The sequence below is a fragment of the Chryseobacterium sp. MA9 genome (genome assembly GCF_024399315.1).
Classification (GTDB): Bacteria; Bacteroidota; Bacteroidia; order Flavobacteriales; family Weeksellaceae; genus Chryseobacterium.
The window spans coordinates 3,348,482-3,374,784 of record NZ_CP075170.1 but is presented as its reverse complement, the minus strand read 5'-3'; the positions used below and the strand labels follow the sequence as shown (position 1 = coordinate 3,374,784).

Sequence of the window (26,303 nt, the reverse complement as noted above, 5' to 3'; positions counted from 1 at the left end):
AGCGAAGAGCAGATCTTCGCTTTTTATTTTATTGAGGTCTTGGCGGTACCTTTGACGCTGGTTTGGTTTCTGTTGATTTTTTATTTTTTTGCTGCTGCTGGTTAGGATTTGCCTGCTGTGGAGTAGGGTCCAGAGTTTGCGTACTTATATTTTCCAGCTTCTGTATTTTTCCATTATTCATTTGCGGAACTCCGGTGTTCTGGGTATTAGGTTGTACAGGTGTTCCTGAGGGTTGTTGCGGGACAGCATTTCCTTTATTATCCGTTGCCTGGAAGCTGAGGTCGCTTTTCAGATAAATCAGCATTTCTTTAGCTCTTATCCCTTCAGGAGTTTTAGAATAATTCAGTGCAATCTGTTCAAGCTGCAGAATCATTACTTCCTTTCCGCTGGATTTCCCTGCGTTGAATGCGTTGAGCAGGTACAATTTAGGGACCAGCGCATCCTTAGGAAATTTTTGAAGAGTCTGATCTATCACATCCTTACTTTCCGCAAATTTTTCCGATTCAAATAAGGCATATGCTTTTTTATATTCATTTTCAACCTCTTCCGTTGATTTTACGAACGATTTGTTTTTAGGATTTCTGGCAAATTCAGCATAAGAAGTGTAAGGATAATCCGCCAATAGAATTTGTTTCGCTTTTTCGGATGCCTGTGGATTTTTCTCATAATTCATGGCAAAAATCTCATACAATGCCTGCAGCATTACCTTTTCTTCCGGTTTTACATCTACAAGATCATACAGTGTTTTTGTAGCTAGGGGAGTGTTGGTAAAGTAGTTCTGATACATGATTCCCAGACCTAATGAAGCGGTATCTCTGTCCTTTTTCAATTGGGATAATTTACCCTGATCTGTTGGAATCTGCTCAATATAGTAAGAGGGCTCAAAACGTCTAGGATTGGGTGCTGAAGTTACCCCCAGCGCTTCATTCTTCATATCTTCAATAGAAGCCATTTTCTTGGAAAAACGCCAGTTATCAGCAAGAGCACGATCTCCCCAGACTTGTTTAAACGTGGATGTTCCTTTGCTTACAGTTCCGGTATTTCCGAAGTAAAATCCTTTAGTAGTCACCCCGAAATCCTCAAAAGCATTGGAGCTGTTAGCAAAAATAGAATTAGCGCTATAGTCTCCGGTATCAAATCCTTTGCTCCTTTCTGCACGTCTTCTTTCCTGTTCCTCTTTTTCTTCTTTAATCTTTAATTTTGCTATATATTTTGTAAAATAGTCTGTTTTCTGGCCTTCATCCATCTTTGCCAGTGAAAGAATACTGTCATTCTTTTTGATCAGATAATAATTCTTTGAAATTTTTTTGATGTAGGCAGACTGGTCTTTTAAAAGGATTTTTGAGGGCTCATACGTCATTACTGCAAGCGCAGAATCATAATAGCTTCCGGCTCCAATGTAATCATTCTTGTCAAGATAGCTTTTACCTATTTCGTAATAAGCCAATCCACGGATCTGAGGGTCAGAAACCTTTTCAAACAGGGACTTTCTGAAGAATTGCTGGGCTTCATCTTTTTTTCCTGCTTTGTTGGCCATTAAACCTAAAGCATAATAAAATTCGTTTTTTCTGGAACCGTAAGTCCCTTTTTTACTGATTCCTTCCAGATAGTTTTTGGCTCCGGCATAGTCACCTTTACCATTAAAAGTTTTAGCAATAGCAATCTGAGATTTTACTTCAAATTCAAAATCATTGGCATATTTATATGCTGCGGTATAGCTTTCTCTTGCTTTATCATTCTGGTTCAGATTTTCTAAAACCTGGCCTCTCAGATAAGCAATTCTACTCTTTAGTTTTCTGTTGCTGTTCAGTTCAAAGGCTTCATCAAGCTCTTTGGCTGCCTCTTCCTTTTTACCTGCATCCAGCAGAGATTCAGAGTAATAGATGCTCAGCAGTTTTGCATAGCTTTTATTAATGTCTTCTCCTTTCAGTTTTGCAAAAGTTTCATGAGCTCTGTGATAATCTTTGATTTGATCATAGGCAAGCCCCTGATAAATTCTTGCCAGTGCAATTCTCTTATCGTCTTTCATGTGAGTGAACACATAATTAAGAGCATCCAGTGCTTCCAGAGATTTACCTCTATAAATTCTCGCTTGGGCAAGAATCATATAAGCATCAAAAATCTGCTTGTTTTTCTCTTCACCGTTTCTGGTCACAGAATATTTATTAATTGCTTTTAAAGCTTTTGCTTCTGCAATTTCAAGTGTAGTAGCTCCTTTACCTTGTTCTCCGTCAGGTCTTGCAGGGGCATTTCCCTGAGGACCACCAGGAATATTCGGTACTCCGGAATTTCCTCTTCCTGAAGGTTTGTTAGCTACTTCAGCCATTTTCATGGAATTTTCAGCAAAAGCCTCTGATTGTCCAAGATCACTTCCCAAAGGCTGTTCTTCATAGGTAAGAATAGGAATATAAGGAGCATAAAAATTATCTTTATGTCCCTTATCTCTGGTTGTAAACTCACTGTTTAATGCATCTTTCGCATTAAAAAGAGTATTGTAATATGTGGAAAATCCTTTCAATAGTTTTGATCGCTGCTCCGGCTTTTTTGTTTTGGTAGCACAGGAAGCAACAAGGCATATCACTAAAAGGAATAATATATTCTTTTTCATTATTCAATTATAACTTGCTAATCTGCTTTTTATTATCAGCAGTTTGATGATTTTGTAAAAATAATAAAATTTTATAATGAATAATATTTATATTTCTTGTGGAAATATTTTATTTCTTCTTTAACTGATATTCGAAATTTCAATAATTTCTTAAATCAGAGAGGTTTCTTTCAATATTTTGTAAACAAGATGGGTAGGGAGTCCCATGATGGTATAAAAACTTCCTGTAAGGCTTGTGATCTTTGCCATTCCCAGCCATTCCTGAATACCATAGCTGCCCGCTTTATCGAAAGGCTTATAGTTTTGAACATAATAGCTTATTTCTTCATCAGAGAGCTTATCAAGAGTAACATCGGCAACATCGGTTTCAGTAATGGATTTATCCGTCGTTTTGATAGTAATTCCTGTGTAAACCTGATGGGTTCTTCCAGAAAGGCTTTTAAGCATCTTAAAGGCTTCAGCTTCATCTTTAGGCTTTCCAAGAATCTGATTATCAATAGCTACTACAGTATCAGCGGTCAGCAGAACTTCATCTGCCTCCAGATGTCTGAAAGCATCTGCTTTTAAATCAGACAGGTAAGCTGCAGCTTTTTCTATTTTTATATGTTCAGGAAGAATTTCTTCACAGTCTATTTTTACGACTTCAAATTCAAAACCAAGGCTTGAAAGAAGTTCTTTTCTTCTTGGCGATTGAGATGCTAAAAGTAATTTCATACCGTAATTATACAGATTGAGTGTTATCATCATGCCAGTTTCCCTGGACCTTCATCACCTGTTCAATCACATCGCGTACTGCTCCGGCTCCTCCTTTTTTCGGAGAAATATAATCGGAGATTCCTTTTACTTCAGGAACTGCATTTTCAGGACATGCCGCAATAGCAGAACTTTCCATAATATGAATATCCGGAAGATCATCACCCATAGTCAGGATTTCTTCATTTTTAAGATTGTGTTTCCTCTTAAAATCTTCAAAATCCTCTATTTTGTTGTGGGATTTCGAATAGTAATCCTGGATACCCAGGTAATTGATTCTGTGTTTTACCATTTCGTCATTTCCGCCGGTAATCACTCCAATCAAATAATTATTTTTTAATGCTTTCACTACTGCATATCCGTCCAGAACATTCATTACTCTGCACATATTTCCTCCGGGAAGCAGATAAACACTTCCGTCTGTGAAAACTCCGTCAACATCAAATACAAATGCCTTAATATCTTTTAATTTCTCTTTATAGCTCATACATTTTCTGAATAGAATGATTCATTGTTTTATAAATTTCAAGACTTTCGTCTTTTAATAACTGTTCATGCAGCTGTAAAATTCTTACATCATTTCTCACTGCAGGTCCGGTCTGTGCCTGTTTAGGTTCAATTTCATAAATTTTCTGAACCGTTTCATCAATCAGCGGTAAGAAATAATCAAACGGAATATCCTGAGAATCCGAAATTTCTTTAGCCCTTGAAAAAAGATGATTTACAAAATTACAGGCGAAAACAGCTGTTAAATGAATATATTTTCTTTTTTCGTGGCTGCTTTCCATTACTTTCTCAGAAATCTGTGAAGCGAGGTCAAGCAATATTTTCTGATCTCCTTCATTTTCTGCCTCTACGAAAAATGGTATTTTTTCATACTCCAGTTCTTTGGATTTTGAAAAAGTCTGTAAAGGGTAGAAGCTGGCTTTTCTGTACTCACCAGTTAAGGCTTCTTTTGGAAGCGATCCTGATGTATGGGCAACCAAACAGTCTTTTTTGGCAATGATCTTTGAAACTTCTTCTACAGAATTATCACTTACACAGATGATATAAAGATCTGCCTCCTCCAGATGGTCTGTGGAATAAGGAATGTTTAATTCTTCTGAAATCTTACTTAATTCTTTTTCGTTCCTGCCAAAAATCTGGGCCAGGGGAATGCTTTTCAAAGTGAAAGCTTTTGCGATATGATAGGCAACATTTCCGGAACCGATGATTACAATTTGCATATAACAAATATAAGATTTTAAGCTGAGCCGGAAAAGGAAGATGTCCTCAGAAATCCTGTACTTCAATATGGGCACGTTTATTGCGTAAGTGTCTCATATTATTTTAAATATTTAAATTGAAAATTGAAGATTTAATTTAACTTTCAGTTATTTTTGTAATCCAAAACAATGTAAGGCATCTCATGAAGATTAAGGACGCGGAAATTATTTCGTTGATGCAGAATCCACGGACCCAGGATAAAGGTGTCCGGGCCTTGATGGATGCCTATCAAAGCAGATTGTACTGGCACATAAGAAGAATTATTGTGGACGGAGATCTTGCACAGGATACTTTGCAGGAAACTTTTATTAAAGCTTATCAAAATTTTCATCAGTTCAAAAATGATAGCCAGCTGTACACTTGGTTGTACAGAATTGCAACCAATGAAGCATTACAGCAGGTGAATAAAATGAAGAAGATGCAGAAAACTGATGAAGATCCGGAGTATCACATGCAGAATCTTGTGGCTGACAATACAGAAGGAGATGCCGAAGAAATACAGATTTTGCTGCAGAACGCCATACAAAGCCTGCCCGAAAAGCAGAAACTGGTATTTATGATGCGGTATTATGATGATTTGCCCTACGAAGAAATATCAAAAATTGTAGATATGTCAGTAGGAACTTTGAAAACGAATTATCATTATGCTAAACAGAAAATAGAAGATTATATTAAAGAAAATTACGAAAGATAATTTTTTGATCCCAACAAAGATGAAAGAGTTCGACATAGAAAAATTAGAGCGTAAAAACATTTACACAGTTCCTGATAATATGTTTGAAAATATTCAGGAGAACGTTATGAATGATATAAAGACAAGTAAAAAAGCACCTGTCTTTAAACTGAACTGGATGTATGCAGCAGCGGCATCACTGGCTTTGATCTTTGGAGCAACTTATGTTTTCAATTCGGATAATGATTCTACTCAAAAAGGATTGAATTCTGAAACAGCGTATGCTGCCAATACCAAAGAACCCAAAACAGAAGGTGAACTCGCTTACGAAACTTTAAAATCTGATTTAACTTCTGTTGAAAATAATAATCAAACAGTTGAAAATCAAAAGAGTAATGATACTTATGCTTATAAAAGTGTAAACGAAACTGAAAAAACAATTGAGACACCAAAACAGGTGAAAACTGTAAAGAAAAAAGAAGAAACACGAATGAATGAATATCTGGACTCGTTTTCTAATTCTGAAATTGCAGAGTTAGCAAGTAATTCGACTCAGGACGTTTATTTGGATATTTATAATTAAAAGAAAATGAAAAAGATATTATTGACGTTTTTGATTATTTATGGCTTTGGATTAAATGCCCAAAGAACTGATTACGACTGGAAGAAGATGGACCCTAAGCAACGAAAGGAAGTCATCAATAATCTTTCTCCGGAAGAGAGAAAAGAGCTCCTGAAGAAATTCAGGAACAATATGATCATGGATAATCTGAATGTTGATCCAAGTGATAAAGCTGAATTTACACAGCTATACAATGAATACCTGGAAAGCCAGAAGCAGATAAAGAGTCAGTTTGATCCGGGATTTGACCCTGAAGCTTTAACGGATGAAGAAGCAAAAGCTAAATTGCAGCAAAGCTTTGAAGTAGGACAAAAACTGTTGGATAACAGAAAAAAATATGCAGAGAAAATGCAGATGGTAATTCCCTGCCAGAAAGTTCTGAAGCTGTTTCAATCCGAGAAAATGATGAAGGATAAAATGGATGAAAGAAAACCTCACGGAAATCAAGATGCTTCGGGACCTAAACAAAACCCATAATAGTTTATTTTTTTAATGTTGGACGGCTCTTACAGAATTCTCTGTGAGAGCCGTTTAATTATTTATCAAAATTTTTAATTTTGCTGAAAAACAAATATGAAAAAAAGACTGTTATTTTTCCTGTTCCCTATCTTTATTTCTGCTCAAAAATATCAATTTATAGAGCTCAGAAAGAGTATAAAAGATAAAAATCATACTGCCGAATCTCTTACATTACTTGACAGAAGAGAGGATAAATTCATTGGAATTGTATCTCATAGAAAAGATCCCTATGAAGTAAAATTTGAAAAGGATGATCTGGAAAAATTATTTTCAGACTGGTTTATAGAATATAATAAAGAGCGTGGAAGTAATCAATATTTCTTTATGCTGGAGCATTTAAAAGTTGAAGATATACTAACAGAAAGATCAATTAAGGGGCATTTGGAGATGCGGATAGCAACTTTTCTTAAAAAAAATAATCAATATTATTTTCTTAAAAAAAATAGAATTTCAAAAGATTATCAACAGAAAGATCACGCTTATATTACAAGAGCAATAGCTGCCAGTATATCAGCAGAATTTTCTAATATAATAAAGGATTCTTACGATATAAAAGAGTTGAATATTCCAATTTTTGAGACAGATATGGAAAATTATGAAAAGGTAATATCTGAAAAATTGCCAATTTTTAGTTCAGAGTCTTTTACAGATGGTGTTTATAAAGATTATGAGTCATTTGCGATGCAAAAGCCGGATAAGGAGCTTATGGTAAGAAAGAATAAAGACGGGGTAATTAAAGGAGTGAAAAGAGTTGATGATTATGATAATTTAAGCAGAGAAGTTTTTGCCGTTGTTGATAACGGAATTGTCTATAAAAAAACACCCACAAGTCTCATTGAAATTGAAAAAGACAATAATGGTTTCTTTATAATGGCATCCGAAGAGGAGTTATTTCCACAGAATAATACAATGACCATTGCAGGAGCAGCGTCTTTTGGTATAATAGGCGGTATAATAGGTGCTGTAATAGATGTTGCTTCTTCAAAAGCCCGCAAACAAAATGCAAAGTATTATAGAGTTGGAATTGATGCACTCACAGGGGAGTATATTTTACCAGAAAATTTTGGTAGATCAAAGTAAAAATAATTCCGTTTTTGGATTTTGAATACGATTTTTCCATTCAAATTTTCATTGATAAAATAAGTGGGCGAAAGAGTTTTAATTTAATATTTTTAAGTTGAATGATAAGTTAATTTACGCTTCTAAATTATGTGTGATAAATTCACTTTCATTTTCTTATCTTTGCAAACTACAAGATTCTTAAATGAAAAACATACGAAATTTTTGCATAATCGCTCATATCGACCACGGTAAAAGTACCCTGGCAGACCGTCTATTGGAGTATACAAATACCGTTACCCAAAGAGAATTACAGTCTCAGACGCTTGATGATATGGATTTGGAGAAAGAACGTGGGATTACAATCAAGTCACACGCCATCCAGATGGATTATGAGTATAAAGGAGAAAAATATATTTTAAACCTTATTGATACACCGGGACACGTTGACTTTTCTTATGAAGTATCCCGTTCTATTGCTGCCTGTGAAGGAGCGCTTCTTATTGTAGATGCTGCACAGAGTATTCAGGCACAAACCATCAGCAACCTGTATCTGGCATTGGAAAATGATTTGACGATCATTCCGATTCTAAATAAAATTGACCTTCCGTCTGCAAACCCTGAAGAAGTAACCGATGAGATTATGAATCTTATCGGATGTGAATATGAAGATGTACTGAGAGTTTCAGGAAAAACGGGAGAGGGTGTTCTTCATCTTTTGGAGCAGATCGTAGAAAGAATTCCTGCTCCGGTAGGAAATCCAGACGGACCGCTTCAGGCCCTGATTTTTGACTCTGTATACAACCCGTTCAGAGGAATTGAAGCCTATTTCAAAGTTGTGAACGGAAGTATTACTAAAAATGAAAAGATTAAGTTCTTCGCAACCGGAAAAGAATATGGAGCTGATGAAGTAGGGACATTGAAATTGAAGCAGGTTCCGAAGAAAACTATTCAGTGTGGAGATGTAGGATATCTGGTTTCCGGGATCAAAGATGCCCGTGAGGTAAAAGTAGGAGATACAATCACTTCTTTTGAAAAACCAGCTGAAGGTCCTATCGATGGATTCGAAGAAGTAAAGCCAATGGTATTTGCTGGTATTTATCCAATTGATTCTGAGGATTTTGAAGAGCTTAGGTTCTCCCTTGAAAAATTAAGACTGAACGATGCTTCTTTGGTTTTCGAGCCGGAAAGTTCTGCCGCTCTTGGTTTTGGTTTCCGTTGCGGATTCTTAGGAATGCTTCACATGGAAATCGTTCAGGAACGTCTTGACAGAGAGTTTAATATGAACGTAATTACAACAGTACCGAACGTTTCATATTTTGGATATACTAAAAAAGAACCTGAAGTTCCGATTCTGATCAATAACCCATCTGAAATGATGGACCCTTCAACGATGGATAGAGTAGAAGAACCTTTCATCAAGGCTTCTATCATTACAAAATCCGATTTCGTAGGAGCAGTAATGACTTTATGTATCGAAAAGAGAGGAGAAATTGTTAACCAAAGTTATTTAACATCAGAAAGAGTTGAATTGATTTTCAATATGCCGCTTGCTGAAGTTGTATTTGACTTCTATGACAGATTAAAATCAATCTCTAAGGGATATGCTTCATTCGATTATCACCCGATCGGATTCAGAGCTTCCAAGCTTGTAAAAATGGATATCCTGATCAATGGTGATATGGTAGATGCATTGTCTTCTTTGATTCACGATTCTAACGCTTATTACATTGGTAAAAGAATGTGTGAGAAACTTCGTGAGCTGATTCCGAGACAGCAGTTTGATATTGCTGTTCAGGCTGCATTAGGTACGAAAGTAATCGCCAGAGAAACTATTAAAGCCTTAAGAAAAGACGTTACCGCAAAATGTTACGGTGGAGATATTTCCAGAAAGCGTAAGCTATTGGAAAAGCAGAAAGAAGGTAAAAAGAAAATGAAGCAGATTGGTAGAGTAGAAGTACCACAATCAGCGTTCATGGCTGTATTAAAACTGAATGATTAATTCCTTATAAAATAAAAACCGCTTCGGATGAAGCGGTTTTTTATTAATTTATTTCTTACGGGTGTATTTTATTTCCATGGTTTTGTACTCTTTCCCTGTTTTGGAATCAGGACCGTACATTTCCAGTTTTTGAGTATTATCATCTACAAATGTGAAAACTTCTCTGAAATCACAATCCTTTCCTGGTCTCGAAGGATCAGTCATTTTTCCTTTAAACTCAACCGATTTCGTGGAAGCATTCCAATCTCCTTCACTATGCATGATTCCGGATCCCATATTGTCTATCCATGTACTGACAAACTTTTTCTTTGAGTTGTCATATCCTACAATGCTCATCCCTTCAAATGGCATTCCCATAAAGCCTCCTTTGTGATTGGTGATCTGATAACGTCCGCCATACATCATTTTATTAGTAGCCTCGGATTTACTCACCGTAGGTTTTGCTCCGTTTTCCATCCACATTGTAGTTTCTCCTGTCCAGGTTCCATCAGATTTTGCCAGCATTTTGTGCATTTCTCCGGGAGTAGAGTACTCTATCCAGGCTTTCATAGCCGTTGCAGAATCTACAGGCTTCCATTCAGAGTTTGCAGCAGTAGAATCTGTTTTATCAGTACCATTGGCAGCAGTTGTTTTTCCCTTCTCACAAGCTATTAATAAAAAAGCAGCAGAAAGAATTGTTAATAAATTTTTCATAATAATTTAGTTTTAAGATGGTTAGAATGATAACTTAAAGATAGGAACTTTTATTATAAACGAAATTATTTTTTATTTTGAGCATAAATTGTAATTTTGTGTATTCGTAACGCAAATTAATTATGGAGTCTCCAAAAAAATTACAGGATATAAAAGTGGCTGTAGATGCCGTCATTTTCGGATATTTTGATAAAAAAGATCTTCAGATCCTTCTGATTAAAAGAAATATTGAACCTTTTAAAGGAGGCTGGGCTCTTCCGGGGGGACTTGTTCTCGATGATGAAAGCGTGGATGATGCGGTAAAACGGGAACTCTATGAAGAAGCAGGCATAAAACCCGATTTTCTGGAACAGCTCTACACATTTGGTAATCTGGGTCGGGATCCGAGAAACAGGGTAGTTTCTGTGGCTTATCTGGGACTTGTGAACCCATCTTATCATGAACTGTTTGCAGACTCTGATGCTGAAGATGCACAATGGTTCAGCATTAATAAACTTCCCTCAGTGGCTTTTGACCACAAAACAATTATAGAGACAGCCTTAAAAAGACTTCGCACAAAAATTCAATATCAGCCAATCGGTTTCAATCTTCTCAATGAAGAATTCCCCTTCTCAGACCTTGAAAATCTCTATAAAACGATTGTGGGACAGGAAATCGACAGAAGAAATTTCCGCAAGAAAATCATGAGTTACGGGTTGCTTAACGAAACCAATAATGTTAAAAAAGAAGGCAGCGGCAGACCCGGTAAGCTTTTTACATTCAATAAAGAAAAATATAAAGAGCTTGAAGAGCAAGGTTTTTATTTTGAAATTAAATAGATTTTTAAACACAAACTTCACAAATGTTTTGTACAAATATTCACTAATATTTTGAAGTTACAGTATAAAATATCAATTGAAAACATTCAATAGAAACGGGTTTTAGCCCGTTTTTTATGAGCAATTCCATCGGCTTTAGCCTAAATATCTTAAAGACTTGTGTCATTTGTGTTTATGAAAAACTAAATTTTTATCGTTGAAAATCAGTTAATTAAATTAGTTAGTGTAAAATTAACGCAAATAAATTTGGTGCAAAGACTGATATTATTTTAAATTTGTGTCAAAATAACGCAATCATGAAATACACCATACAAAATATTAAAGAACGTTTTCAAAAGAAAGAAAAGATAAAATTTCTCTTTTTCTGGGGGCACACAGCAAAGGATATTGTAACCAAATCATGCTTCAGCCAATGGTTTTCCGGAAAATTTGAAGAAAACGGGATCATATATAAAACGGCAGAACATTATATGATGGCCGGAAAAGCAAGATTATTTAACGATTCTGAAACGGAAGAGGAAATTTTAAAGACAGCAACTCCTAATCAGGCAAAAGCTTTAGGGAGAAAAGTAAAAAACTTTGATCCGAAAATTTGGGATGAATATAAATATGAAATTGTAACCCAGGGAAATCTTTTAAAATTCTCTCAAAATCAGAAATTTAAAGACTTTCTTTTATCAACTGGAGATAAAACTCTGGTGGAAGCAAGTCCCTATGACAGAATCTGGGGCATTGGTATGCTGGAAACGGACAGTAGGGCAGAAAATCCTTTACTCTGGAACGGAGAAAATCTTTTAGGATTTGCTTTGATGGAAGTAAGAGATAAATTGAGAAACTAAAACACAACACCAACACAAAATAAGAATCATGGAAAAAATAGAATTACACCCAGAGGTATTTCTGATTGAAGATTTTCTGACTGAAACAGAATGTGATCACTATATAAATCTTTCTCAGGAAAAAATTTTTGAAGAAGCAAAGATCAATGTATTCGGACGTCAGCAGATGAATAAAGGGATCAGAAATAACGACCGGCTGATGATCTTTGATGAAAGAATTGCTGAGGAACTTTTTAAAAAAGCCGCTGCATTTCTACCTCAGGAACATGATGGACATCAGCTTCTTAACTTTAATGAAATGCTCAGGGTTTATAAATATGCTCCCGGACAGCAGTTCAAAATGCACAGGGATGGAAGTTATATCAGGAATGAAAAAGAGAAAAGTTTTTACACCTTTATGATCTATCTGAATGATGATTTCGGAGGGGGAGAAACAGAATTTGAAAACTTATTCACCGTAGCTCCCAAGAAAGGAACAGCACTTATTTTTTATCATCCTTTAAGACATGAAGGTAAAACCCTTATCAGCGGATTAAAGTATGTGCTGAGAACAGATGTAATGTACTCAAAGGAATAAAATCATTCGTAAAAAGAGATAGCATTACTATATCTTGTTTAATTAGCGTAATATTAACACAAATAAAAATATTTGATCATGGAAGATGAATTAAAACCAAGATTTATCGAATCATTACAAAGAAATAATGATCAGATCAGAGAAGACCGTGCAAGGATCATTGGAGCAGATTCCGAATTGATCTACAGACGCAGAGTTGAAGATATCGAATTAAGAATCAAAAGACTCGAGCGAGAACAGGAAGGGCTTATTGATATCAGTCCTTTAGACAGGAACAGTCTGACTTTTGCGGATTTCAATCCCGAATCATTCGTTCAGAAAGACATGGAATTATCATTAACAATCAGAAATCTGAATATTCAGCTTGAAGTTACCCAAAAGAGATTTGAATATTTATTTGGAAAAACATTGTAATCATGGGAAGTACAAGATACGATTTAGACGCTCGTTATGACAGAGCAAGAAAAGCAGGTTACGGAACAAAATCCGCAGGAGAAATTTTTACCCAGAATGCCAAAAGAATGGCTCATGAATCGATGAATCCTCACGGAATTTCCTTCAGAGAATCCAGAGACTCAGAAGTTCATCCAAACTCAGTTCCGATTATTCTTGGGTTGGATGTTACCGGAAGTATGGGACATATTCCTCACGAATTGATCAGAGATGGATTGCCTAAACTGATGGGAGGAATTATTCAGGGAGGCGTTCCCGATCCGGCCTTATTGTTTCTTGGAATCGGAGATCATGAATGTGATGGCTATCCGCTTCAGGTAGGACAGTTTGAGTCAGGAGATCAAGAACTGGATATGTGGCTCACCCGTACCTATATTGAGTCCGGAGGAGGTGGAAATGCCGGAGAAAGCTATCTTTTAGCTTGGTATTTTGCTGCTTTCCATACCAGAACAGATGCCTTTGAAAAAAGAAAACAAAAAGGATTATTGTTTACGGTAGGAGATGAACCCTGTTTAAAAACACTTCCTGCTTCAGCGATCAGAGAAATTATGGGAAAAGGACAGCAAACCTATACTCATATTGAATTGCTGGAAGAAGTAAAGAGGAAATACGAAGTATACCATATCAGTGTTTTACATTCAGATCAGGCGCTGAGAGCAGACAGGGGATGGAGAGAACTATTGGGACAAAACTGTATTTCCATAGAAGATCACAGAGAAATTCCGAATGTTATTAAAGGAATCATCTGCGATAAATTTAAAAATCAAACCTTTGGAACAACAGAGACAGAAGGTTTAGATCAATTTCAAATGCTTTAGAACAAGGTAATTGTCATTAAAGAAAACTCTAAGAGCACAAATAAAGAAGGCAAAGGCTTTCAAAAAATAAAAGGACATGAAAAAGGCGCAAATAGTAATAGGACTTGGTTTTGGTGATGAGGGAAAAGGGATCACTACAGATTTTCTGGCTTCTCAAAATCCGGAGGCGGTGGTAATCCGGTTTTCAGGAGGTCAGCAGGCTGCCCATACGGTGATGATTGATGATAAAAAGCATGTACATTCAAGTTTTGCAAGTGGATCTCTTCGCGGATTACCTTCTTATTTCACTGAGCATTGTACCATTCATCCTGTTTTTCTGCTCAATGAGAGAGAAGAATTAAAAACAAAGAACGGAAATATTGAGCTGCATATTCATCCATTGGCAAAGGTTACGACTCCTTTTGACGTATGGCAGAACAGAACCAATGTAAGAAATCTGGAACACGGAACCTGTGGAAAAGGAATAGGAGCCACCATGAAAAGACATGAAAGTCCCTATAAACTGTTTGCTATAGACTTAATTTCGCCCAGAGAAATGCTGATGGAAAAACTGAAAGGTGTTGCCTATTATTACGGCTTTACAGATGAAAAAGAGATCAGTGAACTTTTACGCCCTTTTTTAGAAGCTGTTGACAGCATTGATTGGAAAATAAATGATTATGCCTGGCTTGCTTCATTCAATCACCTTATTTTTGAAGGAAGTCAGGGTATTTTACTCGATATGGACCATGGTGTTTTTCCCAATGTGACCTATGCTCATACCACGTCAAAAAATGCATACGAAATCTGTAAGCTATTAAAAATTGAAGACATTGAAATGTATTATGTGACCAGAAGCTACGCCACCCGCCACGGAAACGGCTGGATGAGCAATGAAAAAGATATGAACCTGAGAAATAATGAAGAAGAAACCTGTACATTTAATGAATATCAGAAGGAACTGAGAACCGGGGAAATAGATTATAAATTGCTGAATTATGCCTTAAAGCTGGATGGAGCTTATGTATTTCCGGTTAAAAAGAACCTTGTCATCACTTGTATGGATCAGATTGATGAACAATTTGAAATAGAAAATCTGGATATAGAATTTGATGCAGTCTATGGATCCTATTCTCCGTATTCAAAAGATTTTAAACAGATTTTTTAATTTAAAAAGAATAAATCAGGAATAGCATTAAAGCATTAATTTTATTTAAAAATAGAAAAACGATCATGAAAACAACAACACTATACAGACCGGTAGGAGAAAAAGAAATGATCTTGATTATAGAAAGTGGATTTAAAAAATTCCCTCCAAGGTTGGAATGGCAGCCCATTTTTTATCCCGTTCTTGATGAAAATTATGCTTCAGAGATTGCTGAAAAATGGAATACCAGAGACGAAGCCGGAAACTATCTTGGTTTTGTAACTCAGTTTGACGTACAGAAAGAAGTGGCAGATCAATATCCTGCACAGAATGTAGGAGCAAAAAACCACAACGAACTGTGGGTGCCATCAGAAGAATTGGATGGTTTTAATAAAGCAATTATAGGAAACATCAAAGTAACCAAAGTATTTATAGGAGATGACTTTGAGAAAACCGCGAATAGTGAGTTGAAAAAACTGATTTCCAACATTAAAAAAACAACGTAAGATGAAAATTGAATTAATAAAAGGAGATATTACAAAAATTCAAGCTGATGCTATTGTCAATGCTGCCAACTCATCCTTACTTGGCGGAGGCGGTGTGGATGGAGCTATTCACAGAGCAGGAGGATCACAGATATTGGAAGAATGTAAAGCGATCAGAAACAGACAAGGCAAATGTAACACTGGAGAATCTGTAGTAACGAGTGCAGGAAATCTCCCTGCAAAATATGTTATTCATACTGTAGGCCCGGTTTGGAATGGAAATGAGGAAAAAGAATCAAAACTTCTGGCAAACTGTTATTATAATTCGTTGAAATTAGCAGAAAGTCTTGGTGTGAAAACCATTGCTTTTCCCAATATTAGTACAGGCGTATATAGGTTTCCAAAAGAGCTGGCAGGAAAAATTGCAATAGATGGGGTCAAAAAATTTCATTCAGAAATCATTGAGAAAGTTATTTTTGTCTGTTTTGGTGATGAAAATGAAATGATTTATAAAAATCTTTTACAGCAGTGAAAAAAAATAATTTCAGATTTGTAGATCATTCTGAAGATCCTAATGTGGGATTGGCAAATGAGGAAATTGCTCTTCTTCAGAAAGAATTGAATCTGCAGTTTCCTGAAACCTATATTTTTTACCTTCAGAATGCAGGAAGAAGGTCAAATGTTTTTCCAGTGGAGCATGATATTGTAAAGCTGAAAAAATATCAAGAACAATTAAAAGAAGCTCTTAACGAAAGAAATTTATTGAATGCTGAAAGTCTTTTTTGTTTCCAATATAATATAGAATATGAACCTCTGATTGGAGAGGATTCTGAAACCTTTTATTTTTTCAATTTATCTGAGCCAAAATCTCCTGATCTATATGTTTTTGGAGACTTCATTATAAATTATGACTGGCGGGGATATGCAAAAGAGCTTACAAATAAAGAAAATTTTGTAGATTTTATCAATGAGAGAACGAAAAAGAAATTTGGACCAAAATTACTTAAAAAAATAGGAAATATCCTTTTAGGAATTCTGTTGGCGCCTTTTATTGTAACTGTGTTGATTATTGTTGCACTCCAAGTTTTAATAGAAAAAATTAAAGACCAATGAAAAAACTAACCATATTAAGCGGCGCAGGAATCAGTGCCGAAAGCGGAATAAAAACCTTCAGAGACGGAGACGGTCTTTGGGAAAATCATAATGTAACAGATGTGGCAAGTCCGGAAGGATGGAGAAAAGACAGAGCTTTGGTTCTGGAATTTTATAACCAGAGAAGACGCCAGCTTCATGAAGTACAGCCCAACGAAGCTCATCAATTACTGGCGGATCTGGAAAAGCATTTTGAGGTTCAGATTATTACCCAGAATATTGATGATCTTCATGAAAGAGCAGGATCTACCAATATCCTCCACATTCATGGAGAATTGTTTAAATCATGCTCTTGCAACAATAAAAGTCTGATTTATGACCAAAAAGAAGATATCAATATTGGAGATAAAGCAGAAGATGGAGCGCAATTAAGACCTTTTATCGTGTGGTTTGGAGAAGATGTTCCTTTGTATCAGAATGCGCGGGAAATTGTCAAAGAATCAGATATTTTACTGGTAATAGGTACCTCTTTGCAGGTATATCCTGCCGCCGGACTGATTCATGATATCAAAGATGATTGTCTCTTAATTGTTATCAATCCTAATGAAACAGGATTTGGATACGGCCAGAGAGCAGTAGTGATGAAAGAAACTGCAACCCAGGGAATGAAGCTGTTGTTTGATAAACTGATCAATCTTGCCTGATGGAAAATAAAGTAAAAGCAGGAATCATGGGTGTCTGCATCGGAGATGCTCTGGGTGTTCCTGTAGAATTTAAAAGAAGGGAAGACCTGAAAAGAAATCCGGTAACAAAAATGCTGGAATATATGTCCTGGAATCAACCCAAAGGAACCTGGAGTGACGACAGTTCTCTTACGCTTTGCCTTACTGATGAACTTACCAAAGGGTATGATCTGGAAAAGATCGGACAAAGCTTTGTAAAATGGAATAAGTATGGTCATTGGACTGCCCATGGAAAGCTCTTTGATATTGGAGGAACAACAAGACATGCTTTGGCAAGATTAATCAAAGGTGAAAGTGCCAGATTTTCAGGAAATATTTTTGAAGAAGATAACGGGAATGGCTCTCTGATGAGAATTCTTCCCCTTGCTTTTTATCTTGAGGATGAAAATGACATTCAGAAACTCTATCTTACAGTAAAAGAAGTGTCGGCAATTACTCATGGTCATTTCCGTTCAGTTTTTGCGTGTTTCATCTATATTATTTTTGCTATTCAATTGTTGAAGGGCAAGAGCAAAAAAGAATCCTACATTCAAACACAAAAAGATGCATTGAAGTATGCTGAAAAACAGGATTTTAATCCAAATGAAATTGAACTTTTTGGTAGAATTTTAAAAAATGATATTTCCGGATATCCTGAAGATGAAATTAAAAGTGGCGGATATGTTCTCCACAGTCTGGAAGCTTCCCTATGGTGTTTTCTAAACTCAGAAAGCTATGCGGAAGCAGTTTTAAAAGCAGTTAATCTGGGAGAAGATACCGATACAACAGGAGCCATTACCGGAGGAATTGCCGGAATTTATTACGGATTTGAAAACATTCCGGAGGACTGGATTGCTGAGCTGGTGAGGAGGGATGATATTGAAAAATTGTGTGAAAAATTACACAATAAATTAATGAATTAAAACACCAACAATGAACGAAATAGAAAAGAAAAAAATAAGTAAGTTTTTAAGCCTGATCTTGCGCCATCAGCCGGAAAGCATAGGACTTAAACTGGATGAAAACGGCTGGGCAGAAGTAGAAGAACTGAGAGGGAAGTCAGCTAAAAAGAGAATATATTTTACTCCCGAAGAATTGAATGAGGTAGTAGAAACCAATAATAAAAAGCGTTTTGCTTTTAACGAAGATAAAACCATGATCAGGGCCAGTCAAGGTCATTCTATTGATATAGATCTTGCTCTGGAAGCATTACAGCCTCCTGAATTCCTGTACCACGGAACAGCTGAAGCCAATATTTCTTCCATTTTAGAAAAAGGAATTGAAAAGAGAACACGCCAGCATGTACACTTAAGTGCTGATAAAGAGACGGCTGCAAAGGTCGGGATGAGACATGGCAAACCTGTGATTCTTACCATCAGAACCGGAACGATGCATAAAGATGGACTATCTTTCTATCAGTCTGCAAATGGGGTTTGGCTCACAGATTTTGTAGATGCAAAATATATTTCAAAATAAAAATGAGCAGAACATTAGTAGTAGGTGATATTCACGGAGGGTTTAAAGCGTTACAGCAGGTTCTTGAACGGGCTGAAGTCACGCAAAGTGATCAACTGATTTTTCTCGGAGATTATGTAGACGGATGGAGCGAATCCTTCCAAATTATACAGTTTTTAATTGAACTTTCCGAAAAACAGGAATGCATTTTCATCAAAGGAAATCATGATGCATGGTGTGAAGATTGGCTGGCATTGGGCCAAAATCCTGATATATGGCTTTTCAATGGCGGAAAAAGTACCGTGGAAAGCTATGCGGATTATCTCCCAGAAGAGCGGGATATTCATCTGGAATTCTTTCAAAGAATGAAGAATTATCACATTGACGACCAGAACCGCCTGTTTATTCATGCGGGATATGCTTCCATGCACGGCCCGGAAAAAGAAGTTTATTCCAGTAATTACCGATGGGACAGAACCCTTTGGGAAACGGCTGTAGCAATGGATAAAAAACTGGAAAAGAATTCAGAGTTGTATCCCAAAAGACTGCTTTTATACAAAGAAATATTTATCGGACATACTCCCACTCTTGATATTGGAATTACAACGCCGGCCAACAAAGCTAATGTCTGGAATATGGACACCGGAGCAGCTTACACCGGAGCTTTATCAATGATGGACATCAATTCCAAAGAATTCTGGCAAAGCGATCCGCTTCCTTCTCTCTATCCGGACGAAAAAGGAAGAAACTGATGAAGTATATTCAAATAAGATTATTGATCAGCAACATAAACCTCACGGATTTTAAAGCCTGTGAGGTTTCTATTTTAAAAAACAATTTCACCGCTTCCTCTATTCTTCCATTCATAAAAGATGATTAATTTTAAAGTCTGAAAATATGACTTCAATGAAACTGAAATATCTTTTATTCACCCTGAGTTCTGCCTTATTTTTTGCTCAAAAATCATTTCAGACACCTTTTGAAAAAGGAAATGGCAACCAGACCGTTACCTATGATGAAATGAATAGCTATTACCAAAACCTGGCTAAGAATTTTAATACCATTCAGTACCTTAAAAAGGGAGAAGATGATAATGGAAAACCTATTTATGTGGTGGTCTATAATCCTTTTGCTGAAAAAGACCTTGAAAAATTAAGAAAAGATAAAGCCATTCTCTTTGTCAACAACGGTATTCACCCGGGAGAACCGGACGGAATAGATGCAACTATGATGCTGATGAGAGATCTTGCCACCCAAAAGATCAAAACTCCACAGAATTTTATCATTGCTGCTATTTCTGCATATAATGTCAGTGGAATGCTGAACAGAGGTTCCCATTCCAGGGCCAACCAGAATGGGCCGGAACAATATGGTTTCAGAGGAAATGCAAGGAATTATGACCTGAACAGAGACTTTATTAAGGCAGATTCTAAAAATGCAAGAAGCTTTCAGGAAATCTATCAATGGCTAAAACCGGATGTTTTTATTGATAACCATGTCAGCAATGGTGCTGATTATCAATATACATTCACCTATATTTCTACCTTTAAAGAACGTCTTGGAAACATACTGGGAGCTTATTTCTATAATGATTATCAGGCTAAAAACCTTGAAGACATGAAGAAACTGGGCTATGAAAGTACACCTTATGTGAACATCCACGGAGATGTTCCCGAAGTAGGATTTGCTTCATTTGAAGATTCTCCGAGATATTCCACAGGATATGCTTCCCTCTTCAATTCTTTAGGAACGGTTCCGGAAACCCATATGCTGAAACCTTATGACAAAAGGGTAGATGCTACTTACAAATACATGCTGGTTAATCTGCAGAATTTAGACAAAGATTATCATACCATAAAACAGCTTCGTATTGAAAACTTAAAACAATATCAGGCTGGAAAACAATACGGCATCCGTTGGAAAATAGACTCTACGAAGTTCTCCTCAATGGATTTTAAAGGATATGAAGGAAAATACAAACCCAGTGAAGTTTCCGGAAAGCCAAGGTTGTATTATGACAGAAACAAACCTTTTACAAAAAATATAAAGCTCTTTACTACCGCTGTCCCAACAGGATATATTACGATTCCTCAATATTATGTGATTCCCCAGTCACAGTATCGTGTAATCGAAGAGTTCAGAAGAAATAACATCCAGATGAAACCGATTCAGAAAGACAGTACTTTGGCCGTTGAATCTTATAGAATCAAAGACTTCAAAACCGTTAAAAACCCCTATGAAGGTCATTACCTGCATTTTGAAACTACTGTAGACACTTCCCGTAAGAATATGATGTTTCCCGCTGGAGATTATTTGATTTCTACCAATCAGCCTGGTGTAAAATATGTCATAGAAACACTTGAACCTGAGGCATTAGACTCATTTTTTAACTGGAATTTCTTCGATGGAATTTTAGCTCAGAAAGAATATTATTCCGCCTATATTTTTGAAGATACTGCTGCTGAACTGCTGAAAAAAGATAAAAAACTGAAAGAAACCTTTGAAGCAGCGAAAGCATCCGATAAAAAACTGTCTGAAGACGGAGATGCACAATTGGATTGGATTTACAGGCATTCCCCTTATTTTGAAGAAAAGACTTTCAGACAATATCCTGTTTATAGGGTGTTGTAGATTTTTTTCATAAAAAGTCTGATAATTTTTGTTTTTTTTCATAACAATTTGTTAATCAATGTATTTGTTTTTTATTAAATTAGCATCAAAAACAAACACCATGAAACAAATTTATCAATTCGTAACATTGCTGTGCTTTATACCGATAGGTCTATTAGCACAATATTCTCAAAGTTTTGATTCAGCAACAATGCCTGCCGATTGGACGATCATTAATGGAGGAGATCCCGGAACCTGGGAAACCTTTAGTTCTTATGACTCTTCATTCAATGCTCCTCATTCAGGAACCCATTTCCTGGGATTGGAATATGGCAGTACTGCCCATGATGATTATGTGATCAGCCCTGCTATAGTGGTCACTGCAGGAGTATCAGATAAGCTTACTTTCTGGGCAAGAAACAGAGGGACCGGGCTTGCTGAGACGGTGGATATAAAAGTATCAACAACAACTCCCACCATCGCAGGTCTTACCAATACGCTCGCTGCTGCAGTAAAACCTCCTACTTCATGGAATCAGTATACTTACGACCTGACGCCTTATGTAGGACAAACAATTTATATTGCTTTCTATTCTACTACAGAAGATATCTGGTTTATTGGGATAGATGATTTCCAGATTTCAGCAAACAGTCTATCGGTTTCTGATGCAAAAGCAGATAACAGCCGTGCATCCATCTATCCAAATCCGGCAAAAGATATCTTATACATCAAAAATAAAACGAAGATATCTGAAATCAATATTTATGATCTTAACGGAAAACTGGTGAAAAAAGAAACAATGAACGCAGAAAACGGAAGTGTAAATGTAAGTGATCTGGCATCAGGAAATTATATAGTGAAGGTCAAAGATAAAGAGACTGAAAAAGGCTATAAAATGATTAAGAAATAGTATTTTTTATAATAGCATTAAAAAAGACGTTTCATTTGAAACGTCTTTTTGTTTATCTAGGTAAGCCTCTTTTTAAAGCGATTTCTGCCCTTTCAATAGCAAGCTTTTCTTTCCAGTCCATGTATTTACTTTTAAACTGAGACTTCATGACATCGTCAAATTTACGCTGTACAGTAAGATTCCATAGAGAATGTGCTTTTACAGCCCATGATTTGTCCCATGCTCTTAATGAAATAGAGAAACTTCCATCCAGGTATTTCATCCAGTGCCACCATCCTGTAGGCATGAATAAAGTATCTCCATGTTCCAGGAAACATTCAATTCCTTCTACGCCATCCAATGCAGGGAACTTTGTAAGGTCTGGATTTTCGATATCATAGTCTTCCAGTGCATAGGTTGCATAGGGTATCTGATAAAGTCTTTCTCTCCATTTGTAATCGAAAAGAAGAATATGTTTTCTTCCGTTGAAGTGAGTATGGAAAATATGCGCCATATCAATATCAAAATGAAGGAATGTTTCAGATCCTTTTCCGCCGAAGAACATATTAGGATATTTATCAAGAAACCCTCCCATCAGTTCTTTGGGCGAAATATAATCTTCCAAAAGATTCGGGGCGTATTTTATAGGGTCAAAAAGGAATATTCTGAGATCGGTTGGCTCGCGCTGAATGAGATCTATATAATCTCCAAATTTCATTTTTGCAGCAGAAGCATTGATGGGAGCTGAAGGATCTGCTTTTGAGCTGTCATATAAAGGAACCTCTACATCTCCTACAACCTCCTTCATGTATTCCATCGTCCATTTTTGGTAAGCAGGCCACTTTTTTGCCATATTTTTGATGACAACGGGCCTTCTTGGCTTCAGATATTTTTCGTGAAATTCCTCTTTGGAAATGTCATCTACAATATCTATAGGCTTTAAAATAATTCCCATTTTAGTAAATTTATATGACAAAATTATTAAATAAATGTTAACGATCCTCCTCTTTAATTTTTTTTTAATCTATGATTCAAATCAGATTTTACTATTTGGAACAGTTAAAAATATTATTTTTTTTATTAATTGATTAAATCTCTGTTTTTGTTGTAAAAAAAGAATCAAAATGACTTTATATTACATCAATGATCTAAAAATTAACCAACGCTTGAATAGGATTTTATTATTGATTAATATGAAATATTTATTTAATGGATTGTTTTTTTTAACAAATTGTAAAATTGTAAATTTTAAAACAGATATTGTGAGGAAATAAAAATAAAGCTTTGATATAATTTATCTATTAAGGGTGCTGTTAAAACATAAAAAAATAGAATTTACTTTGTTAATTATAGTTAATTTTTTGAAAGAAATTACAATTAGTTTTTTAAGACTTGTAAAAAACAAAATTATAACTATGTTTGTAGTGATAAAGAATTTAACTTTTACTCATAAAAGCTATCTTTATAAAAAGTGTAACAAAAAACTACAATGATTAACTAATTGAGCAAATAATAGGTATGAAAAAAAATATTACTTTATTTCTGATGCTTTTCTTTACTGTGCTTACTTTTGCACAGAAGACCGTTTCGGGAAAGATTACTGATGATGACGGGGTAGCAATACCAAGCGCCAGTGTTACCATAGAAGAACCAGGTAAAGACGCTATTCTGGCATATGGAATTACCAATTCTAAAGGAGAATATAAAGTAACTTTTACTTCTGCTGAGCCCAATGTGGATCTTAAAGTGAAAGCATTTAACCAAAAACCCCTTACAAAGCAAATCAGTAACTCTGATCAAACCCTGAGTTTCAAAATGCAATCTGAAGCTACAGAAATTAAGGAAGTACAGCTAAAAACAAAAATGATTACAGCCAGGGGCGATACCATTTCTTATGATCTTAAAGCTTTCAACAGCAAAAACGACAGAACCCTGGCAGATGTAATGAAAAAGATTCCGGGGATTGAAGTCAATAATGACGGAACAATCCTTTATCAGGGAAATGCCATCAATAAATTCTATGTCAACGGGAAAGACCTGATGGAAGGAGGTTATGGAACGATTAACAACTCCCTTCCAAAAGACGCTGTACAGAAAGTAGAAGTTCTTGAAAATCACCAGCCGGTAAAAATACTTCAGGACAAAGTGCCCTCTGATCAGGCAGCGATTAATATCAAACTGAAAAACTCTGTTACCATGACAGGTAGAGGAGAAGTAGGAACAGGCTTCGGAGATCCATGGCTTTGGAATGTAAAACTGACTCCAATGTTTTTCGGACAGAAAAGCCAATGGGTAGTCAACTATAAAACCAATAATATGGGTGAGCAGGTGGAAAATGAGGGGAATATTCTTGCTTTCGGTAACAGGTTCGAAGGGAAAAGAATCAATGCTTCTCAAAATGACTGGCTAAATGTAGAAAACGCAAGCACGCCTAATCTTCCGGTGAAAAGATATCTGATGAATAATGTTCATTACTTATCTGCCAACTATCTTACCAATATTGATAAGAAAAAGGAATGGGAGCTTAAAGCTAATGCCAACTATACCAATAATGCTGTAGATAGAGAATCTTATAGCCAAACAGATTATTTTGCTACCTCTAATCAGCCAGCTTCAAGAGTTACTCAGAATATTTTCAATAATTTCTATACTAATAAAGCAAAAGGAGAATTAATTTTTACTAAAAACGCAAAAAAAGGATTCTTTAAAAATACAACAAGCTTTTCTCAGTATTGGAATGCAGACAGAGGAATTGTAGACCGAACAGATGCCAGTAACAGCAGACATGGAGAGGAAGCAATAGAGTCTCCAACCACTTCATTTCAAAACTCTTTGAGTACTATTATTCCATGGAAAGAGAAAATGGTTAATGTTCAGTCTTATATTAATTATCAGACAGATAAGCAGACATTGGAAGTCTCACCTGCTTCTTATTTACAGATCCCAGGATTCACAGCAACAGCACCTACGGATATTGTAAGACAGAATATGAGGCTTAAAACATTCGAAGCCAATCATTCTGCCAATTTAGGGTTTTCAGCTAAAGGATGGACTTTTACCCCAGAAGTTGGGTTTAATTTTAAAACTACTGACCTGACTACAGACCTTTCAAACCTTCAGAATAGCAATTTTTTAAGACCAAATGAAGCTTATAATAATGATTTGAAATACACAACAGCTACACCATATGGAAGCTTAGGAGTAAATTATAAAAATGAATCATGGATGATATATGCTAATCTTCCAGTAAACTCAAACAATATTAAAGCTGAAGATCCATTAAGACTTGTCTCAAAATCAGTAAATAAAGTAACGTTTGAACCTAATATTTTTGCTCAATATTCATTTGCTTCATTCTGGAAAGCTTCATTAACCGGAAATATCAGCAATAATTTTGGGGAAGTCAATACAGCATATTCAGGATTTTTAATGACTTCACCTAATGGCATTAACGCAATGGATGCCTCCAACCCAATTCCTCAAAACAATACAAAATCTGGAGGAACACGAATAGAATATAGAAATCCTCTGAACAATTTGTTCTTTAATCTTAATTACAGATTATCGGATGTTAAAAGAAACCTTATTTCTTCTCCGGTAAGAAATGAAGCAGGATATACAACAGTGAAATATCTTGAACAGGATAATCACACAAAAAATAATGGATTTAGTGGAGAAGTAGGAAAGTATTTCCCGAAATTTAAAACAAATGCTTCATTAAGCTATAGTAACAATACTTCAACATCAGATGCTTATCAGAATGACAAATCTTACGAAAGCAAAAATAATTCTCAATCTGTAGGATTTAAATTCAATAATACCTATTTCAGCTGGATGAGTGTTGATTATAATTTTACGATTTCCAAAACAAAACAATACAATACAAGTGCAACACCTGAATTGAATAATGAAAACTCAAGAAATGGATTTAACCATAATTTAGGAGTGTTTTTTTATCCATTGGAAAATCATACTATTGGATTTAACTGGGATCAGGTAAACAGTAGTGCCGGAACTCAGAAATATAATAATGGATTCTACGATTTGTCTTATCAGTTCAGTTGGGCAAAGAAGAAAATTGATTTTGAATTGAAATGGATGAATATTGCAAACAAAAAAGTTTTTGAAACATATGATATTAATGCACAAAATATTTCTTACACAAGAATTCAACTCCGCCCTAGTCAAGTGATGTTTACTGTAAAATTCAACTTTAAATAAAAT

At 35.7% G+C, this 26,303-nt stretch carries 27 protein-coding genes; 21 read left to right on the top strand and 6 right to left on the bottom strand.

Annotation, left to right across the window (positions count from 1 at the left end; genetic code table 11):
* Positions 1–28 precede the first annotated feature (28 nt).
* From KIK00_RS15335 to KIK00_RS15320, 4 genes are all read right to left on the bottom strand, one after another.
* A complete protein-coding gene (locus tag KIK00_RS15335; protein WP_255813239.1) occupies positions 29–2,608 on the bottom strand; it encodes a lipopolysaccharide assembly protein LapB in 2,580 nt (859 codons plus the stop codon).
* A 150-nt stretch (positions 2,609–2,758) separates the two neighbouring features.
* On the bottom strand, positions 2,759–3,322 hold the full coding sequence (locus tag KIK00_RS15330) for a Maf family nucleotide pyrophosphatase (protein ID WP_255813238.1): 564 nt from the start codon (positions 3,320–3,322) through the stop codon (positions 2,759–2,761).
* Positions 3,323–3,329: 7 nt separating this feature from the next.
* Positions 3,330–3,848: an HAD family hydrolase gene (locus tag KIK00_RS15325; RefSeq protein ID WP_255813237.1), complete on the bottom strand. Its 519-nt coding sequence runs from the start codon at positions 3,846–3,848 to the stop codon at positions 3,330–3,332.
* Complete coding sequence (locus KIK00_RS15320; protein WP_255813236.1) at positions 3,838–4,587, bottom strand: Rossmann-like and DUF2520 domain-containing protein; 750 nt, start codon at positions 4,585–4,587, stop codon at positions 3,838–3,840. Before KIK00_RS15320 ends, KIK00_RS15325 begins: the two co-directional genes overlap by 11 nt.
* A 182-nt stretch (positions 4,588–4,769) precedes the next feature.
* Between KIK00_RS15320 and KIK00_RS15315 the strand changes: the two genes are divergently transcribed.
* The 5 genes from KIK00_RS15315 (at position 4,770) to lepA (ending at position 9,502) form a co-directional block, all read left to right on the top strand.
* Positions 4,770–5,321, top strand: coding sequence for an RNA polymerase sigma factor (locus tag KIK00_RS15315; RefSeq protein WP_142717485.1), 552 nt, complete (start codon positions 4,770–4,772; stop codon positions 5,319–5,321).
* Between the two features lie 19 nt (positions 5,322–5,340).
* Positions 5,341–5,883, top strand: a complete 543-nt coding sequence (locus KIK00_RS15310) for a hypothetical protein (RefSeq protein ID WP_255813235.1) — start codon at positions 5,341–5,343, stop codon at positions 5,881–5,883.
* Between the two features lie 6 nt (positions 5,884–5,889).
* The gene (locus KIK00_RS15305) at positions 5,890–6,399 is read left to right on the top strand and encodes a hypothetical protein (protein WP_255813233.1); all 510 of its coding nucleotides are present in this window, start codon (positions 5,890–5,892) and stop codon (positions 6,397–6,399) included.
* A 96-nt stretch (positions 6,400–6,495) separates the two neighbouring features.
* Positions 6,496–7,521: a hypothetical protein gene (locus KIK00_RS15300; RefSeq protein WP_255813232.1), complete on the top strand. Its 1,026-nt coding sequence runs from the start codon at positions 6,496–6,498 to the stop codon at positions 7,519–7,521.
* Positions 7,522–7,705: 184 nt separating this feature from the next.
* Positions 7,706–9,502 (top strand): translation elongation factor 4, encoded by a 1,797-nt coding sequence (gene lepA / locus KIK00_RS15295; RefSeq protein ID WP_255813231.1) that lies wholly within the window; start codon positions 7,706–7,708, stop codon positions 9,500–9,502.
* A gap of 48 nt (positions 9,503–9,550) precedes the next feature.
* Here the strand turns inward: lepA and KIK00_RS15290 are convergent, their stop codons facing one another.
* A complete protein-coding gene (locus KIK00_RS15290; protein ID WP_255813230.1) occupies positions 9,551–10,195 on the bottom strand; it encodes a DUF1579 domain-containing protein in 645 nt (214 codons plus the stop codon).
* A gap of 122 nt (positions 10,196–10,317) precedes the next feature.
* Here KIK00_RS15290 and KIK00_RS15285 point away from each other — a divergent pair, with 122 nt between their 5' ends.
* From KIK00_RS15285 to KIK00_RS15215, 15 genes are all read left to right on the top strand, one after another.
* Positions 10,318–11,013 (top strand): NUDIX domain-containing protein, encoded by a 696-nt coding sequence (locus tag KIK00_RS15285; protein ID WP_034694004.1) that lies wholly within the window; start codon positions 10,318–10,320, stop codon positions 11,011–11,013.
* Between the two features lie 296 nt (positions 11,014–11,309).
* Positions 11,310–11,852 carry an NADAR family protein gene (locus KIK00_RS15280; RefSeq protein WP_255813229.1) on the top strand — a complete coding sequence of 181 codons (543 nt, stop codon included), beginning with the start codon at positions 11,310–11,312 and terminating at the stop codon, positions 11,850–11,852.
* A gap of 28 nt (positions 11,853–11,880) precedes the next feature.
* Positions 11,881–12,429: a 2OG-Fe(II) oxygenase gene (locus KIK00_RS15275; protein WP_255813228.1), complete on the top strand. Its 549-nt coding sequence runs from the start codon at positions 11,881–11,883 to the stop codon at positions 12,427–12,429.
* 78 nt (positions 12,430–12,507) lie between these two features.
* On the top strand, positions 12,508–12,843 hold the full coding sequence (locus tag KIK00_RS15270; protein WP_255813227.1) for a hypothetical protein: 336 nt from the start codon (positions 12,508–12,510) through the stop codon (positions 12,841–12,843).
* A gap of 2 nt (positions 12,844–12,845) precedes the next feature.
* Positions 12,846–13,700, top strand: a complete 855-nt coding sequence (locus KIK00_RS15265) for a hypothetical protein (RefSeq protein ID WP_255813226.1) — start codon at positions 12,846–12,848, stop codon at positions 13,698–13,700.
* A gap of 76 nt (positions 13,701–13,776) precedes the next feature.
* Positions 13,777–14,847: an adenylosuccinate synthetase gene (locus KIK00_RS15260; RefSeq protein WP_255813225.1), complete on the top strand. Its 1,071-nt coding sequence runs from the start codon at positions 13,777–13,779 to the stop codon at positions 14,845–14,847.
* Between the two features lie 65 nt (positions 14,848–14,912).
* Entirely contained in the window at positions 14,913–15,332 is a 420-nt protein-coding gene (locus KIK00_RS15255; protein WP_255813224.1) for an ADP-ribosylation/crystallin J1, read from the top strand.
* 1 nt (position 15,333) lies between these two features.
* Positions 15,334–15,843 (top strand): O-acetyl-ADP-ribose deacetylase, encoded by a 510-nt coding sequence (locus KIK00_RS15250; RefSeq protein ID WP_255813223.1) that lies wholly within the window; start codon positions 15,334–15,336, stop codon positions 15,841–15,843.
* The gene (locus KIK00_RS15245) at positions 15,840–16,424 is read left to right on the top strand and encodes an SMI1/KNR4 family protein (RefSeq protein ID WP_255813222.1); all 585 of its coding nucleotides are present in this window, start codon (positions 15,840–15,842) and stop codon (positions 16,422–16,424) included. The genes KIK00_RS15250 and KIK00_RS15245 overlap by 4 nt, the downstream gene beginning before the upstream one ends.
* Positions 16,421–17,107, top strand: coding sequence for an NAD-dependent deacylase (locus KIK00_RS15240; RefSeq protein ID WP_255813221.1), 687 nt, complete (start codon positions 16,421–16,423; stop codon positions 17,105–17,107). Before KIK00_RS15245 ends, KIK00_RS15240 begins: the two co-directional genes overlap by 4 nt.
* Positions 17,107–18,048, top strand: coding sequence for an ADP-ribosylglycohydrolase family protein (locus tag KIK00_RS15235; protein WP_255813220.1), 942 nt, complete (start codon positions 17,107–17,109; stop codon positions 18,046–18,048). The genes KIK00_RS15240 and KIK00_RS15235 overlap by 1 nt, the downstream gene beginning before the upstream one ends.
* 10 nt (positions 18,049–18,058) lie before the next feature.
* A complete protein-coding gene (locus tag KIK00_RS15230) occupies positions 18,059–18,601 on the top strand; it encodes an RNA 2'-phosphotransferase (protein ID WP_255813219.1) in 543 nt (180 codons plus the stop codon).
* 2 nt (positions 18,602–18,603) lie between these two features.
* Positions 18,604–19,332, top strand: a complete 729-nt coding sequence (locus KIK00_RS15225; RefSeq protein WP_255813218.1) for a metallophosphoesterase family protein — start codon at positions 18,604–18,606, stop codon at positions 19,330–19,332.
* Positions 19,333–19,486: 154 nt separating this feature from the next.
* Positions 19,487–21,211 carry a hypothetical protein gene (locus KIK00_RS15220; protein WP_255813217.1) on the top strand — a complete coding sequence of 575 codons (1,725 nt, stop codon included), beginning with the start codon at positions 19,487–19,489 and terminating at the stop codon, positions 21,209–21,211.
* Between the two features lie 100 nt (positions 21,212–21,311).
* A complete protein-coding gene (locus KIK00_RS15215; protein ID WP_255813216.1) occupies positions 21,312–22,100 on the top strand; it encodes a T9SS-dependent choice-of-anchor J family protein in 789 nt (262 codons plus the stop codon).
* A gap of 52 nt (positions 22,101–22,152) precedes the next feature.
* Here the strand turns inward: KIK00_RS15215 and KIK00_RS15210 are convergent, their stop codons facing one another.
* Entirely contained in the window at positions 22,153–23,034 is an 882-nt protein-coding gene (locus KIK00_RS15210; RefSeq protein ID WP_255813215.1) for a cupin-like domain-containing protein, read from the bottom strand.
* A gap of 563 nt (positions 23,035–23,597) precedes the next feature.
* On the opposite strand from KIK00_RS15210, the gene KIK00_RS15205 reads away from it, so the two are divergent.
* Positions 23,598–26,300, top strand: coding sequence for a Plug and carboxypeptidase regulatory-like domain-containing protein (locus KIK00_RS15205; RefSeq protein ID WP_255813214.1), 2,703 nt, complete (start codon positions 23,598–23,600; stop codon positions 26,298–26,300).
* Positions 26,301–26,303: the final 3 nt, after the last annotated feature.

Bases quoted from the DNA above. Each gene is read 5' to 3' on its own strand.
- KIK00_RS15335 (WP_255813239.1), bottom strand. From the start codon at position 2,608: ATGAAAAAGAATATATTATTCCTTTTAGTGATATGCCTTGTTGCTTCC.
- KIK00_RS15330 (WP_255813238.1), bottom strand. From the start codon at position 3,322: ATGAAATTACTTTTAGCATCTCAATCGCCAAGAAGAAAAGAACTTCTT.
- KIK00_RS15325 (WP_255813237.1), bottom strand. From the start codon at position 3,848: ATGAGCTATAAAGAGAAATTAAAAGATATTAAGGCATTTGTATTTGAT.
- KIK00_RS15320 (WP_255813236.1), bottom strand. From the start codon at position 4,587: ATGCAAATTGTAATCATCGGTTCCGGAAATGTTGCCTATCATATCGCA.
- KIK00_RS15315 (WP_142717485.1), top strand. From the start codon at position 4,770: ATGAAGATTAAGGACGCGGAAATTATTTCGTTGATGCAGAATCCACGG.
- KIK00_RS15310 (WP_255813235.1), top strand. From the start codon at position 5,341: ATGAAAGAGTTCGACATAGAAAAATTAGAGCGTAAAAACATTTACACA.
- KIK00_RS15305 (WP_255813233.1), top strand. From the start codon at position 5,890: ATGAAAAAGATATTATTGACGTTTTTGATTATTTATGGCTTTGGATTA.
- KIK00_RS15300 (WP_255813232.1), top strand. From the start codon at position 6,496: ATGAAAAAAAGACTGTTATTTTTCCTGTTCCCTATCTTTATTTCTGCT.
- lepA (WP_255813231.1), top strand. From the start codon at position 7,706: ATGAAAAACATACGAAATTTTTGCATAATCGCTCATATCGACCACGGT.
- KIK00_RS15290 (WP_255813230.1), bottom strand. From the start codon at position 10,195: ATGAAAAATTTATTAACAATTCTTTCTGCTGCTTTTTTATTAATAGCT.
- KIK00_RS15285 (WP_034694004.1), top strand. From the start codon at position 10,318: ATGGAGTCTCCAAAAAAATTACAGGATATAAAAGTGGCTGTAGATGCC.
- KIK00_RS15280 (WP_255813229.1), top strand. From the start codon at position 11,310: ATGAAATACACCATACAAAATATTAAAGAACGTTTTCAAAAGAAAGAA.
- KIK00_RS15275 (WP_255813228.1), top strand. From the start codon at position 11,881: ATGGAAAAAATAGAATTACACCCAGAGGTATTTCTGATTGAAGATTTT.
- KIK00_RS15270 (WP_255813227.1), top strand. From the start codon at position 12,508: ATGGAAGATGAATTAAAACCAAGATTTATCGAATCATTACAAAGAAAT.
- KIK00_RS15265 (WP_255813226.1), top strand. From the start codon at position 12,846: ATGGGAAGTACAAGATACGATTTAGACGCTCGTTATGACAGAGCAAGA.
- KIK00_RS15260 (WP_255813225.1), top strand. From the start codon at position 13,777: ATGAAAAAGGCGCAAATAGTAATAGGACTTGGTTTTGGTGATGAGGGA.
- KIK00_RS15255 (WP_255813224.1), top strand. From the start codon at position 14,913: ATGAAAACAACAACACTATACAGACCGGTAGGAGAAAAAGAAATGATC.
- KIK00_RS15250 (WP_255813223.1), top strand. From the start codon at position 15,334: ATGAAAATTGAATTAATAAAAGGAGATATTACAAAAATTCAAGCTGAT.
- KIK00_RS15240 (WP_255813221.1), top strand. From the start codon at position 16,421: ATGAAAAAACTAACCATATTAAGCGGCGCAGGAATCAGTGCCGAAAGC.
- KIK00_RS15235 (WP_255813220.1), top strand. From the start codon at position 17,107: ATGGAAAATAAAGTAAAAGCAGGAATCATGGGTGTCTGCATCGGAGAT.
- KIK00_RS15230 (WP_255813219.1), top strand. From the start codon at position 18,059: ATGAACGAAATAGAAAAGAAAAAAATAAGTAAGTTTTTAAGCCTGATC.
- KIK00_RS15225 (WP_255813218.1), top strand. From the start codon at position 18,604: ATGAGCAGAACATTAGTAGTAGGTGATATTCACGGAGGGTTTAAAGCG.
- KIK00_RS15220 (WP_255813217.1), top strand. From the start codon at position 19,487: ATGAAACTGAAATATCTTTTATTCACCCTGAGTTCTGCCTTATTTTTT.
- KIK00_RS15215 (WP_255813216.1), top strand. From the start codon at position 21,312: ATGAAACAAATTTATCAATTCGTAACATTGCTGTGCTTTATACCGATA.
- KIK00_RS15210 (WP_255813215.1), bottom strand. From the start codon at position 23,034: ATGGGAATTATTTTAAAGCCTATAGATATTGTAGATGACATTTCCAAA.
- KIK00_RS15205 (WP_255813214.1), top strand. From the start codon at position 23,598: ATGAAAAAAAATATTACTTTATTTCTGATGCTTTTCTTTACTGTGCTT.